This window comes from Streptomyces sp. NBC_01460 (assembly GCF_036227405.1).
Lineage (GTDB): Bacteria > Actinomycetota > Actinomycetes > Streptomycetales > Streptomycetaceae > Streptomyces.
Genome location: NZ_CP109473.1, coordinates 1,610,667 through 1,623,794 on the forward strand (window position 1 = coordinate 1,610,667; position 13,128 = coordinate 1,623,794).

Below are 13,128 nucleotides of genomic sequence, written 5' to 3' on the forward strand. Positions count from 1 at the left end.
GCCACGGGCGGGTTGGGAGTGGTGGGCACCTTCACTGCATGCCTTCCTGGGTGTGGTGAGGGGGACGTGGCTGCACGGGCAGCCGGCGCAGGAAGAGCCGGATGCCGTGCAGGCGGATGGCGGCGGACACCACCGCGGTGGAGAAGGGGTGGCGCAGGAACAGCCGGAGCAGCTGGGCGGGCGTGCCGGGGCGCCGGGTGCCCCGTACGGTCGCCGTGAACGGGCGTGCGTCCTCACGCTCCAGGTGGATCGTCAGGTTCAGCCGCCGGTCGGGCTCGGGCAGCCGCATCCGGTAGTCGCCGTCGACCGGGAAGAACGGCGACACGTAGAAGTCCTTGCCGGTCACCGCCCGGTCCTCGGCGTCCGGGCGCAGCAGGTAGCAGTGGCGTCCGCCGTAGGTGTTGTGCACCTCGGCGACCACGCAGAGGGGGGTGCCGTCGGCGCGGTGGCACCAGTAGACGGTCAGCGGGTTGAAGACGTGGCCGAACACCCGGGCCTGGGTGAGCATGCTGACGGTGCCGTCGGCGAGGTCCACGCCCCGGGCCTCCAGGAACCGTTCGAGTCCCGCCCGCACGGTGGGCGCCGTACCGCCGAAGTGGTCGCGGGCGTCGAAGCCGGCCAGCGGGCGCAGTGGCGCCGGCAGCCGCGGCGGGCTGTCCGGATCGACGAGCCACAGATAGGTGCGGTGCCGCAGCGTGTACCTGCGGGGCGCGGTCCGTACGTGGGTGATCGTGCACGGGTAGAGGGCGCCGCTCACCACGCCACTCCCAGTGCGGCGGCCGCCTCGACGCCCGAGCGGCAGCCGTCCTCGTGGAATCCCCAGCCGTGGTAGGCCCCCGCGTAGGCGGTGACCGGCCCGGAGAGTGCGGGCAGCCGGGCCTGGGCGGCCACCGATTCCGGGGTGAACACGGGGTGTTGGTAGATCATGCGGGCCCGCACGAGGTCCGGGTCCACGCGGTCCGCGCCGTTCAGCGTGACGACGAAGCGCTCGGGCGCGTCCAGGCGCTGGAGGCGGTTCATGTCGTAGCTGACGGTGACCCGGTCGGCGTCGGCGGCGCAGGACGGCATCAGGTAGTTCCAGGAGGCCGCGGCCCCCCGGCTGCGCGGCAGGAGCGTGGTGTCGGTGTGAAGGAGCGTGGGGTTGTCCGAGTAGCGGAAGGCCCCGAGGGTCCGGCGTTCCTCGTCGGTGGGGTCGGCGAGCAGCCGGAGCGCCTGGTCGGGGTGGGTGGCGACGACCACGGCGTCGAAGTCCTCGGTCACGCCGTCGTCGGTGACGATCTCCACCCCGTCGGCGTGCCGGCGGATCGTCCTGACGGGGGTGGCCGTCCGCACGGAGTGCACCTGCTTGGCGATGCGGTCGGTGTACTCGCGCGATCCGCCGGTGACGGTCCGCCAGACCGGGGAGTCGCCGATGGAGAGCATCCCGTGGTGCTCCAGGAACCTGAAGAGGTAGCGGGCCGGGTAGCGCAGCGCGGTCACCGGATCGCAGGACCAGACCGCGGAGACCATGGGCGTCAGGAAGTGGGCCGAGAAGTACGGGGAGAACCGCCCGCGCGCCGCGAAGTCGCCCAGCGTCATCGGCCCCGCGCCCTCCGGAAGGGCGAGCAGGGCCCGGGCCGCGCGGTGGAAGCGGGGTACCTCGGTCAGCATCCTCAGGTAGGGGCCCCGGACCACGGACCCCGGCCGGGCGAACAGTCCGGCGGCGCCCCGGGCTCCCGCGTACTCGAGTCCGCAGCCCTCGCAGCGCACGGACATGCTCATCTCGGACTCCTGCGTGGCCACCCGGAGTTCGTCGAAGAGCCGGAGGAGGTTCGGATACGTCCGCCGGTTGTGCACGATGAACCCCGAGTCGACGCGGTGCGTCCGGCCGTCCGACGAGGTCAGGTCGTGGGTGTGCGCGTGCCCCCCGACGCGTTCGTCCGCCTCGACGAGCGTCACGTCGTGCGCCTTCCCCAGGACGTGTGCGGCGGTGAGTCCCGCCACCCCGCTGCCCACTACGGCTGTGCGCCGCCGCTCCCCAGTCATTCGGGTTCCTTCCGGTGTTGCATGCCTGGCCGGGGCTCCACTGGAGTGCCCCTCAGAGGTCATTCGAGGCAGCGGGCTCCACGGATTGGCCGATGATCGGACTTCCTTCGATCGAGTGAACGACCAATCCGCCGACCGGTCGGCGCCGAACTCCCGGTGTGACAGCAGACCGATACGTTTCGCAGAAGCAAGGGGCCTCAGGGGCCCGGCGCTCCCGCTGGGCGCGTGCCGCATCCGCCGCGCTCAGCGGTCTGATCGCCGGGTTCACCGCCCTGTGCGTCGCCGAACTGGTCGCCGCTGCCGTGCGTCCCGAGGCGGGTCCGGTCACGGCCGTGGGCGGGGCGGTCATCGACCGCACTCCCCCGGCCGTCAAGGACTTCGCCGTACGGAACTTCGGCACCGACGACAAGCTGGTGCTGCAGCTCGGGATCCTCGTCCTCCTGGCGCTCTTCGCCATGGCGGTAGGGGTTCTGGCGCTGCGGCACCGGCGGACCGGCGCTGCGGCCGTACTGGTCTTCGGTGTGGTCGGGGCGGTCGCGGCGACCGGGCGGCCGGAAGGCCGTCCGGTCGACGCACTGCCCTCGGTCGTGGGCGCGCTGGTGGCCGCAGGAGTGCTGTATCTCCTGACCGGACGGCTGGCCCCGGTCCCCGTCCCGTCTCCCGCGGCTGGGGAGACGGGAGGCGGCGGGGTACAGGGCGCCTTCGACCGCCGCGGATTCGTCATCGCGGCGACCACGGCGGCGGCGGCCTCGGCCGGCGCGGGACTCGTGGGGCGACGGCTCCAGGCGTCCCAGCTGGCCGGGGTCTCCGCCGCGCGCGGTGACATCGTGCTCCCGTCCCCGGCCTCGGGCGCCCCCGCGATACCGGGCGGTGCGGATCTGGGCATCCGGGGTCTGAGCTCCTTCACCACCCCGAACAAGGACTTCTACCGGGTGGACACCGCTCTGGTGGTTCCGCGCGTCGACGCCGACCGGTGGCGGCTGCGGATCCACGGCACGGGGGTGGCGCGACCCGTCACCCTCGGCTTCCAGGACCTCCTGGGGCGCGAGCTCGTGGAGCGCGACATCACGTTGACCTGCGTGTCCAACCAGGTGGGCGGCCCTTATGTGGGCACGGCCCGGTGGATCGGCGTGCGGCTGGCCGATCTGCTGCGCGAAGCCGGTGTGAAGCCCCCGTCGAAGGGCGGGCGCGCGGACCAGATCGTGTCGCGTTCCGTGGACGGCATGACGATCGGGACGCCGGTCGAGGACGTCATGGACGGCCGGGACGCCCTGCTCGCGGTCGGCATGAACGGCGAACCGCTGCCGTTCGACCACGGTTTCCCCGTCCGGATGGTCGTCCCCGGGCTGTACGGCTACGTCTCGGCGTGCAAGTGGATCCAGGACATCGAGCTCACGACGTTCGACGCGTACGACGCCTACTGGGTCGAGCGCGACTGGTCCCGCGAGGCCCCGGTCAAGACCCAGTCACGGATCGACACTCCGCGCCCCTTCGCCGCCCCGCGCGCCGGGACCGTGCCGGTCGCCGGTGTCGCGTGGGCCCAGCACCGGGGCATCGCCCGGGTGGAGGTCCGGGTCGACGGCGGGGAGTGGCACACCGCCCGGCTGGCCGCCGAGGCGGGCCGTGACACCTGGCGCCAGTGGGTGTGGGAGTGGCCCGCCACGACCGGCCACCACACCCTCGAGGTCCGCGCGACGGACCGCACCGGCGCCACACAGACCGACGAGCGGGTCGGCACCGTCCCCGACGGTGCGACCGGCTGGCACTCGGTGGTGGTCGACGTGACCTGACCCCCGCCCCGCCACCGGACTACTTCTTTCCTTCCCTCTGTCGAACAACGATCCCTTCAGGAGAACACCATGAACAACCGTCACCTTCGCCGCATCGCCGTCACCGTCTCCGCCGCGGCCCTGCTGCCGCTCGCGCTGACCGCCTGCTCCGGCGACTCCGACACCTCCTCGTCCGACTCCGGTGCGGACAAGGCCGCGTCGAGCGCGCCGGCCAAGGAGACCGAGTCGGCAGCGGCGATGGACAAGCCGTTCGGCCCGGGCTGTGCGTCGGTCCCGAAGGACGGCGCGGGCTCCTTCGACGGCATGGCGCAGGACCCGGTCGCCACGGCCGCGTCGAACAACCCGGCGCTCTCCACGCTGGTCGCGGCGGTCAAGCAGGCCGGTCTTGTCGACACCCTGAACAGCGCCGAGAACATCACGGTGTTCGCGCCCACCAACGACGCCTTCGCGAAGATCCCGAAGGCCGACCTGGACAAGCTGCTCGCGAACAAGGCCGAGCTCACCAAGGTGCTCACCGCACACGTGGTCGGTCAGAAGCTGACGCCGCAGCAGCTGGAGAAGGGCTCGTTCGACACCCTGGCCAAGACCAAGCTGACGACGGCCGGTTCGGGCGAGGACTACACCGTGAACGACTCCTCCAAGGTCGTCTGCGGCAACGTCCCGACCGCCAACGCCACGGTCTACATCGTCGACACCGTCCTGATGCCCGCCGCCTGAGCCCTCGGCCCGTCGGTACGCTGACGGCATGACCCCGACGAGCCCCGAGGACCACGCCCTCCGACCCCACGGCCGGAGCGGCGCGGACCGCGGGGCTCGTGCCATGGGCGCGGTCGTCGGGTCCGCGGTGGGTGACGCGCTGGGCGCCCCCTTCGAGTTCGGGCTGCCCGGCGTCTACAGCGCCAGGTTCCCGGACGGTGCCGGCACGATGTGCGGGGGCGGCGGCTGGGATCCGGGCGAGGCGACGGACGACACGCAGATGGCCGTCCTCGTCGGGGAGTCGCTGCTGGAGCGGGGCGGCCTGGACCTCCCGGACATGTTCGGCCGGTTCCGCCGGTGGGCGGCGGGCGAGCCGAAGGACATCGGCCTGCAGACCGAGGACGTGCTCACGAGCGGCGACCCCTGGGACCTGGCCGCCGCACTCCACTTCCAGGTCAACGCCCGCGCGGCGGGCAACGGTTCACTGATGCGGGCCACCACGTCGGCGGTGTACTTCGCCCGGGCGGGGCGGGCCGGCACGATGGACGCCGCCCGCCGCATCGCGGCACTGACTCACGGCGACCGCGCCGCGTGGGAAGGCACCGCGGTCTTTCACGAACTGGTGCGTGTGGCCCTGGAGGGCGGCGATCCGCTCGCGGCCCTGGACGGCACCCTGGCCGAAGTAGACGCCGCCCATCGTGAGCGCTGGGCCTCCGCACTCACCCCGGACTGGCAGCCGGACGACGCCACCGAGTTCAACGGCGCGGTGTGGCCGTGCCTCGCCACCGCCGTGTGGGCGCTGCGCACCACGGACGGTTTCGAGGCCGCGCTGTCGGCGGCGGTGGACGTGGGCGGGGACACCGACACCGTGGCCGCGGTCACGGGCGGCCTGGCCGGCGCGGTGTACGGGATCGGCGCCGTGCCGGAACGCTGGACGCGCCCCCTCCACGTACCGCTGCCGGGATACGGGGCCGCGTGCTGCGGGCCGGGGACCTGGAGGAACTGGCCCGCCGGCTCGACGGAACCGCAGGATCCGACCACCAGAGAAACTACACATAAGGGACATATAAGAGCACACTGGTCTCAAGAGCTGATGACCGTACTTCTTCACCGCGGTCGCTCCAGCAAGTCCGAAGGAGACCATCCTCATGAGCAACCTCTCGCACACCGGAAGGGACGTTTCCGGGAACACCCGAGACGTCTCCGGACACACCGGGAAAGACATCTCCGGGCACCCCGACGCCGAGGAGATGCGGGCGCGCCACGACCGCGTGATCAGTGGCGGCGGGGGCCGTACGACGGCCATGGCGGACGCTCCGGTGTTCCTGCTGGGACTGTTCTGCGCCGTCTCGCCGTGGGTGCTGCACTTCACCGCGAGCCAGCCCTCCCTGGTGACGCACAACCTCGTCATCGGCATCGCGATAGCCGTGCTGGCACTCTGCTTCACGGCGATGCCCGAGCGGATGACCGGGATGAGCATGGCCATCGTCGCCCTGGGCGCGTGGCTCATCGTGTCGACCTGGGTCGTGGGCCAGAGCCCCGACATGGGCGTCATCCTCAACAACGTGATCATCGGCGGTCTGGCGATCGTGCTGGGCGCAGCCTGCGCGGGACTTTCGATGAAGAACAGGAAGACGAACAGGAACACGACCTGACGGGATAACGCGGAGAAGTGGCCACAGGCGCCCATCGGCCGCCTGTGGCCACTTCTCCGCTCACACCGCCGTCCCGGGCGCCGCGCTCACGAAGCCGCCCGGGAGAGGAGCCCCGGGAAAGAGACGCCGTCCGACTGGGCCGGTTCAGCCCACCGAGCTGTACGCCACCACGCCCCGCAGCACCGCGTCGACCGCCTTGTGGGCGTTCTTCGCGACCGAACTCCCGTCCCTGGGCGCGGCGGCGGCGATCTGGCCGAGCACGTCGATGACCTGCTTGCACCACCGCACGAAGTCCCCGGCCGGCATCTCGGCCTCGCGGAGCACCTCGTCCAGCGTCCGCCCGGAGGCCCACATGTAGACCGCCCAGGCGAAGCCGAGGTCGGGCTCCCGCTGGCCGACCCCTTCCGTCTGGCTGATCTTGAAGTCCTCCTCCAGGGCGTCGAGCCTGCCCCAGATGCGGACCATCTCGCCCATCGCGGCCTTCGCCGGCCCGGACGGCAGCTTCGGCGCGACGGCGTCGTCCGCCTGGCGCGCCTCGTAGACCAGCGCCGAGACGCAGGCGGCGAGCTCGGCGGGGTTGAGCCCCTCCCAGACGCCCTCCCGCAGGCACTCGCTGGCCAGCAGGTCGAGCTCGCCGTAGAGCCGCGCCAGCCGCCGCCCGTTGTCGGTGACCTCGCTGCCCCGCAGGTAGTCGAGCTCGGTCAGGAGCGCGACGATGCGGTCGAAGGTCCGGGCGATGGTGTTCGTCCGCCCCTCGATGCGGTGCTCCAGCTGCCGGGTGTCACGCTGCAGCCGGTGGTAGCGCTCCGCCCAGCGGGCGTGGTCCTCACGCTCGTCGCACCCGTGGCAGGGGTGGGCCCGCAGCTCCGTGCGGAGGCGGGCGATCTCCCCGTCGTCGGCCGCCGCGGACCGCTGCTTGCGGTGCCGTCCCGGGTCGATGTGCCCCGCCTTGCTCCGGAGGGCGGAGGCCAGGTCGCGGCGGGACTGGGGTGAGCGCGGGTTGAAGGACTTGGGCACCCGCATCCGCTCCAGCGCCTCGACCGGGACCGGGAAGTCGATGCCGGCCAGCCGCTTGACCTGCCGCTCCGCGGTGAGCACCAGGGGGCGCGGTCCGTCGTGGTACTCCAGCCCGCGGTGGCCGTTGGTCCGGCCGGCGGGCAGTCCCGGGTCGAGGACCAGGGCGAGCCCGGCGAACTTGCCGGTGGGCACGTGGATGACGTCACCGGGCTTCAGCTTCTCCAGGGAGGAGGCCGCGGCGGCGCGCCGCTGGGCCGCGCCCTGCTTGGCCAGGTCCGTCTCGCGGTCCTTGAGGTCGCGGCGCAGCCGCGCGTACTCCTCGAAGTCCCCGAGGTGACAGGTCATGCCCTCCTTGTAGCCCTCGAGTCCCTCCTCGTTGCGCTGGACCTGACGGGAGATCCCGACGACGGACCGGTCGGCCTGGAACTGCGCGAAGGAGGTCTCGAGCAGCTCGCGCGAGCGGTGCCGCCCGAACTGCTGCACCAGGTTCACGGCCATGTTGTACGAGGGCCGGAAGCTGGAACGCAGCGGATACGTACGGGTGCCGGCGAGCCCGGCGAGCGCCCCGGGGTCCATGCCCCGCTGCCACAGGACGACCGCGTGGCCCTCGACGTCGATCCCCCGGCGCCCGGCCCGCCCGGTGAGCTGTGTGTACTCGCCCGGCGTGATGTCGGCGTGCTGCTCGCCGTTCCACTTGACGAGCTTCTCGAGCACCACGGAGCGCGCCGGCATGTTGATGCCGAGCGCCAGCGTCTCGGTCGCGAAGACGGCCTTGACCAGGCCGCGGACGAACAGCTCCTCCACGACCTCCTTGAACGTCGGCAGCATCCCCGCGTGGTGCGCGGCGATGCCCCGCTCCAGCCCTTCGAGCCACTCGTAGTAGCCGAGGACGTGCAGGTCCTCGCCGGGGATGGACGCGGTCCGCTCCTCGACGATCTCCCGCACCAGCCGGCGCTTCTCCTCGTCGTTCAGCCGCAGTCCGGCCTGAAGGCACTGCTGCACGGCGGCCTGGCAGCCCGCCCGGCTGAAGATGAACGTGATCGCGGGCAGGAGCCCTTCGGCGTCGAGCCGGTCGATGACCTCGGGCCTGGACGGGGTCCAGATGCGGCTGCGCTGGCGGCGCTCGCGCTCACGGTCGGCCTCGCGCACCATCTTCCCGCGCCGGCGCTCGCGCGGGTTGTATCCGCGCTGGTTCTCCATCCGGGCGAGCCGGACGAGATCGGTGTTGACCTCGCGCCGGCCGGTGCCGCGACCGCCGTGGTCCGTCTCCTCCTCGAAGAGGTCGTACATCCGCCGCCCGGCCATGACGTGCTGCCAGAGCGGCACGGGGCGGTGCTCGGAGACGATCACCTCGGTGTCACCGCGCACCGTGTCCAGCCAGTCACCGAACTCCTCGGCGTTGGACACGGTCGCCGAGAGCGAGACGAGGGTCACGGACTCCGGCAGGTGGATGATCACTTCCTCCCACACGGCGCCCCGGAAGCGGTCGGAGAGGTAGTGCACCTCGTCCATGACCACGTAACCGAGGCCGGTGAGGGACTGGGAGCCCGCGTACAGCATGTTGCGCAGGACCTCGGTGGTCATGACGACCACCGGCGCGTCCGCGTTGACGCTGTTGTCACCGGTCAGCAGACCGACCTTGTCCGCGCCGTAGCGCCGGGCGAGATCGGTGAACTTCTGGTTGGACAGGGCCTTGATCGGCGTGGTGTAGAAGCACTTGCGGCCCTGCAGCAGGGCGAGGTGCACCGCGAACTCGCCGACGATCGTCTTGCCCGACCCGGTCGGGGCCGCGACCAGCACCCCCTTGCCGGCCTCCAGGGCCTGGCAGGCCTCGATCTGGAACGGGTCCAGCCCGAACTCGTACATCTCGCGGAAGGGCCCGAGAGCCGTGGCCGCCTCGGCCGCACGGACCCGGGACGCCTGGTATCGCTCAGCTGGTGAGAGGTCCTCTGTCATCTTGATACGAGCCTACCCGCCTCGTATGACAGTCAGCCCGATCTTTGTTTCACGGTGCCAGGACCCGCACCGCGGCAGGCACACAGGTGGCGGTGAGCGGCAGTGCGCCCAGCGGCTCACCGTCCGCGTACGCCGTGACACCGGCGGAGGCCAGCTCGATGGACGAGACCCGGTGCACCGTGACGACGGGGTGCCCGAGGTGCGTTCCCCTGTAGACCTTCGGGAACACCTTGAGCAGGGTGGTCCGGCTGCAGTCGCCGACGACGGTCACGTCGAAGAGCCCGTCGTCCATCACCGCGTCCGCGCAGATCCGCATGCCGCCGCCGTACGAGGTCCCGTTGCCCACCGCGATCAGGGTCGCCTCGATCTCGGTGACCGGACCGTCGTCCAGCCGGACGCGGTACGGGATCGGCCGGAAGGCGGCCAGCTCGGCGAGGATCGCCAGGTCGTACTTGAAGCGTCCGCCGACCCAGCGCATGCGGTTGCCACGGTCGTTGACCCGCGAGTCGAAGCCGGAGGCCAGCACGGAGCCGAACCACCGTTCCCCGACCCGGCCGAGGTCGATCGTGCGCGCCGTCCCGGCCTTGAGCGCCTCGGCGGCCAGCCGTCCGGCGGCGACCGGATCGCGGACCGGCAGCCCGAGGGCACGGGCGAAGTCGTTGCCGGTACCGACGGCCACGGCACCGAGCGGTGTCGACGTGCCCGCCACGGCCTGCAGGGCGAGGGACATCATGCCGTCCCCGCCCACGGCTATGAGCGCGCCGGTACCGCCCGCCACGGCCTCGCGGGCCCGCCGCAGGGCGTCGTCGGCGTCCTCGCCGAGCACGGTGCGTACGGAGAATCCGGCGTCCCGCAGAGCGGAAGCGGCCGGCTGCGCGGCACGCGCGCCCCGGCCGCTTCCCGCGGTGGGATTGACGAAGAGGGTGATCTCGCTGGTCACCCGCGGGACCTTACAAGGTCAGGTGATGTCGTCGTAACCGTTGAGCCGGTGGGACCGGCCGCCGCCGTCCGCGTCGCCGGAGGCCTGTTCGGGCAGGGCGGCCCGGGAGGACACCGGATCGATCGCGCCGACGGGCTCGGGGGTGAGGTCCAGCTCGGACGCCTCGTCGTCGTCGAGCCCGGCGTCGGGGTTGTTGCGGCGCCTGCGCTTGTCGTTGAGGAGCGAGAAACCGACGGCGAGGAAGTACAGCACCGCCAGCGGGCCCGCCAGCAGGAGCATCGACAGGGGGTCACCGCCCGGGGTGGCGATGGCTCCGAAGCCGGTGAGGCCGATGATCATCCCGCGCCACCAGGCAAGCATGCGCTTACCGCTGAGGACCCCGGTGATGTTCAGCAGGATGAGCAGCAACGGCAGCTCGAAGGCCAGGCCGAAGACGAGCACCATGCGGGTGATCAGGTCGAGGAAGTCGTCGAGCGGCAGCAGGTTCTTCACGTTGTCGGGCGTGAAGCCCAGCATGATCTCGGCGGTCTGCGGCAGGATCCAGTAGGCGATCCAGGCGCCCGCGACGAAGAGCGGCACGCCCGCCGCCGCGAAGGCGAAGGAGTAGCGCTTCTCCTGCTTGTGCAGGCCCGGGGCGACGAACGCCCACAGCTGGTAGAGCCACACCGGGGTGGCCACCAGCACGCCCGTCATCAGGGCGACCTTCAGAGCGATGGTGAACGGCGACAGCAGACCGTTGGTGGTCATCTCCGCGCACGGACGACCGTTGATCATGGTCACGGCGCCGTTCCTGCAGCCGACCGAGTCCAGGATCGGCTTCATCAGGAACTCGAAGATCTCCTTCTGGAAGAAGGCCGCCACGACCACGGCGACCAGGATCGCCAGGACCGACTTCAGCAGACGGTTGCGCAGCTCACGCAGGTGATCGAGGAGGGGCATGCGCCCCTCGTCGTCCTTCTCCTGCTTGCGGGCAGACTTGAGCAACCCACTTCCCTCGTCTCGTGCGGCAGCTTCCGGTGGTACGGATCAGCTGTCAGCTCTGGGTGGTGGGCTTGGCGTCGCTGACCGGGCGGGCGCTGGTGACGTCTCCCGGAGCGGCCTGGATCGTCTTGGCGGGGGTCGGCTGCGGGGGGGCGTCCGCGGCGGTCTCCGTGGTGGGCGCCGCGGGCTCCGCGCCGTCCTTCTTCATGGCCTTGGCCTCGCTCTTGAGGATGCGGGCCGACTTGCCGAGCGAACGCGCCATGTCGGGAAGCTTCTTGGCACCGAAGAGCAGCAGGATGACAGCGATGATCAGGATGATCTCGAGGGGCTTCAGATTGCCGAGCGGCATGTGCGACTTCCTTCTCACTGAGGCGACCGGAGGGTGGACTCACTACCCGTTCGACCGGACGTACGTCCGACCTGCACGCTGGCAGCGATCGTAACCCGCAGGGGTAAACGCGAGGCAATGCCCGTGCGTACTCCCGCTTGCGGCCCGCACCTCCCTAGCCTGGGCCGACTCCAGCAGCGTACCCCCCGAACCGGTGAATCCGGAGGCCGCGCCCTGCTAGCGCAGTGCCTCGCCGGTATCGGCGAGCGTGGTGGCCGCTCGTTCGAGATCCTCGGCCGCTCGGTTGATCCGCCGCGTGGTCGCGGCGACCTGTCCGGCGAGCCGCTGTGCCTCGACGAAGACCTTGACGGCCAGCACGCCGAGCACGGCGAGGCCGGCGAATCCCAGGGCGATGGCGAGCATGGGCCAGAACATGGACGGATCCTCGATCGTGTCTCGTCACCGCAGGGCGGTGTGCAGGCGCAGCGTCCGCACCCCGCCGCCGCTGAGGAGCTCCACTATGCGCTCCCCGGCGGGCTTGCGGACCGCGGTGCCGCACGCGGGGCAGGTGAAGGAGTAGAAGGTCGTACGGCGGCTGGCTCCTATCGCCAGCCGCAGCGCCCCCGCCCCCAGCTCGAACCGCTCACGGCAGTCCGGACAGGCGGCCCGGAAGCGCACGGTGTCGGGCACCGGGACCGGAGCCGGTCCGGTCTGCGTGCTCGATATCGCGGTCATGTGACCTCTGTCCCCTCGGTGCACGGTGGCCGCCCTTCAGAGTGCGCCGTCGTAGGCGGCCAGTGCCTCACGCGCCGCGGCCCTGGCACTCTCGGCGAGCTCCGGGGGCGAGGTGATGCGCCCTTCGCCGCCCAGCCGCAGGGCGAGCCTGCGCAGGGAGGCCGGGTCCGGGGTACGGAGCGTGATCCGCAGACCGCCGTCGGGCAGCTCCTCCGCGCTGTCGTGCGGGTAGTACTCGGCGACCCACCGGCCGCCGGGGCCGACCTCGATCACGACCTCCGGATCCTCGGCCGCGGGCTGCACCAGTCCCTCGGAGAGATCACGCAGCTCCAGCTCCGGCGGAGCGGACGGGGCGTCGAGGAGCCTGATCTCGGCGACCCGGTCCAGCCGGAACGTACGCCGCGCCTCGGTGAGCCGGCACCAGCCCTCCATATAGGTGTGGCCGACGGCGAACAGCCGGATCGGGTCCACCTCGCGCTCGGTCAGCTCGTCGCGGGCGGGCGAGTAGTAGCGCAGCCAGAGCCGGCGCCGTTCGGAGATCGCCCGGTCCACGTCGGCGAAGACGCCGCCCTCGGACTCGAAGGTGACCGAGAGCCGCGAGCTCGCGGCCCCCACCTCGCCGGCCGCCGTCTCCAGCTTCGCGGTCGCGCGCACCAGCGCCTGCCGGTCGCTCTCGCGCAGGCCGGGGAGCGTCGCGACGGCACGGGCCGCGACGAGCAGGGCGGTCGCCTCGTCGGCGGCGAGCCGCAGCGGCTCGGCGACGTCGTCCGGGTTGTGCCACCAGATCCGGTCACCGTCGGTGTCGATGTCCAGCAGGTCCCCGCCCCGGAAGCTGGTCCCGCACATGGGGAGCACGTCGAGGTCGGAGATCAGCTCGTCCTCGGTGATCCCGAAGGCCCGGGCCACGTCCTGGACGTGCGCGCCGGGGCGCTCACGCAGGTACGTGACGAGGGAGAGCATCCGCCGGGTCTGGTCGATCGCGTTCGTGGCCACGAGTAGCGGTCC

At 71.6% G+C, this 13,128-nt stretch carries 12 protein-coding genes and 1 pseudogene; 4 read left to right on the forward strand and 9 right to left on the reverse strand.

The window, feature by feature from the left end:
- Positions 1-31 precede the first annotated feature (31 nt).
- Complete coding sequence (locus tag OG488_RS07135) at positions 32-757, reverse strand: DUF1365 domain-containing protein (RefSeq protein WP_329226959.1); 726 nt, start codon at positions 755-757, stop codon at positions 32-34.
- Positions 754-2,025, reverse strand: coding sequence for an NAD(P)/FAD-dependent oxidoreductase (locus OG488_RS07140; protein WP_329226961.1), 1,272 nt, complete (start codon positions 2,023-2,025; stop codon positions 754-756). The genes OG488_RS07135 and OG488_RS07140 overlap by 4 nt, the downstream gene beginning before the upstream one ends.
- A 251-nt stretch (positions 2,026-2,276) precedes the next feature.
- Here OG488_RS07140 and OG488_RS07145 point away from each other — a divergent pair, with 251 nt between their 5' ends.
- From OG488_RS07145 to OG488_RS07160, 4 genes and pseudogenes are all read left to right on the forward strand, one after another.
- Positions 2,277-3,815, forward strand: a complete 1,539-nt coding sequence (locus OG488_RS07145; protein WP_329238485.1) for a molybdopterin-dependent oxidoreductase — start codon at positions 2,277-2,279, stop codon at positions 3,813-3,815.
- A gap of 69 nt (positions 3,816-3,884) precedes the next feature.
- The gene (locus OG488_RS07150) at positions 3,885-4,532 is read left to right on the forward strand and encodes a fasciclin domain-containing protein (protein WP_329226963.1); all 648 of its coding nucleotides are present in this window, start codon (positions 3,885-3,887) and stop codon (positions 4,530-4,532) included.
- Positions 4,533-4,635: 103 nt separating this feature from the next.
- A pseudogene (locus tag OG488_RS07155) lies at positions 4,636-5,570 on the forward strand (ADP-ribosylglycohydrolase family protein).
- An 89-nt stretch (positions 5,571-5,659) separates the two neighbouring features.
- Positions 5,660-6,166 (forward strand): SPW repeat protein, encoded by a 507-nt coding sequence (locus tag OG488_RS07160; RefSeq protein WP_329226964.1) that lies wholly within the window; start codon positions 5,660-5,662, stop codon positions 6,164-6,166.
- Positions 6,167-6,310: 144 nt separating this feature from the next.
- Here the strand turns inward: OG488_RS07160 and OG488_RS07165 are convergent, their stop codons facing one another.
- The 7 genes from OG488_RS07165 to OG488_RS07195 form a co-directional block, all read right to left on the reverse strand.
- Positions 6,311-9,139 (reverse strand): DEAD/DEAH box helicase, encoded by a 2,829-nt coding sequence (locus tag OG488_RS07165; RefSeq protein ID WP_329226966.1) that lies wholly within the window; start codon positions 9,137-9,139, stop codon positions 6,311-6,313.
- 49 nt (positions 9,140-9,188) lie between these two features.
- On the reverse strand, positions 9,189-10,079 hold the full coding sequence (locus OG488_RS07170; RefSeq protein WP_329226968.1) for a diacylglycerol kinase: 891 nt from the start codon (positions 10,077-10,079) through the stop codon (positions 9,189-9,191).
- 18 nt (positions 10,080-10,097) lie between these two features.
- On the reverse strand, positions 10,098-11,063 hold the full coding sequence (gene tatC / locus OG488_RS07175) for a twin-arginine translocase subunit TatC (protein ID WP_329226970.1): 966 nt from the start codon (positions 11,061-11,063) through the stop codon (positions 10,098-10,100).
- Between the two features lie 49 nt (positions 11,064-11,112).
- Positions 11,113-11,409 carry a Sec-independent protein translocase subunit TatA gene (gene tatA, locus OG488_RS07180; protein ID WP_329226971.1) on the reverse strand — a complete coding sequence of 99 codons (297 nt, stop codon included), beginning with the start codon at positions 11,407-11,409 and terminating at the stop codon, positions 11,113-11,115.
- 216 nt (positions 11,410-11,625) lie between these two features.
- The gene (locus OG488_RS07185; protein WP_129261536.1) at positions 11,626-11,823 is read right to left on the reverse strand and encodes a hypothetical protein; all 198 of its coding nucleotides are present in this window, start codon (positions 11,821-11,823) and stop codon (positions 11,626-11,628) included.
- A 24-nt stretch (positions 11,824-11,847) separates the two neighbouring features.
- Positions 11,848-12,123, reverse strand: a complete 276-nt coding sequence (locus OG488_RS07190; RefSeq protein ID WP_329226974.1) for a hypothetical protein — start codon at positions 12,121-12,123, stop codon at positions 11,848-11,850.
- Positions 12,124-12,159: 36 nt separating this feature from the next.
- Complete coding sequence (locus tag OG488_RS07195; RefSeq protein WP_329226975.1) at positions 12,160-13,116, reverse strand: helix-turn-helix transcriptional regulator; 957 nt, start codon at positions 13,114-13,116, stop codon at positions 12,160-12,162.
- Between the last annotated feature and the right edge of the window lie 12 nt (positions 13,117-13,128).

Bases quoted from the DNA above. Each gene is read 5' to 3' on its own strand.
- OG488_RS07160 (WP_329226964.1), top strand. From the start codon at position 5,660: ATGAGCAACCTCTCGCACACCGGAAGGGACGTTTCCGGGAACACCCGA.
- OG488_RS07190 (WP_329226974.1), bottom strand. From the start codon at position 12,123: ATGACCGCGATATCGAGCACGCAGACCGGACCGGCTCCGGTCCCGGTG.
- OG488_RS07150 (WP_329226963.1), top strand. From the start codon at position 3,885: ATGAACAACCGTCACCTTCGCCGCATCGCCGTCACCGTCTCCGCCGCG.
- tatA (WP_329226971.1), bottom strand. From the start codon at position 11,409: ATGCCGCTCGGCAATCTGAAGCCCCTCGAGATCATCCTGATCATCGCT.
- OG488_RS07165 (WP_329226966.1), bottom strand. From the start codon at position 9,139: ATGACAGAGGACCTCTCACCAGCTGAGCGATACCAGGCGTCCCGGGTC.
- OG488_RS07140 (WP_329226961.1), bottom strand. From the start codon at position 2,025: ATGACTGGGGAGCGGCGGCGCACAGCCGTAGTGGGCAGCGGGGTGGCG.
- OG488_RS07185 (WP_129261536.1), bottom strand. From the start codon at position 11,823: ATGTTCTGGCCCATGCTCGCCATCGCCCTGGGATTCGCCGGCCTCGCC.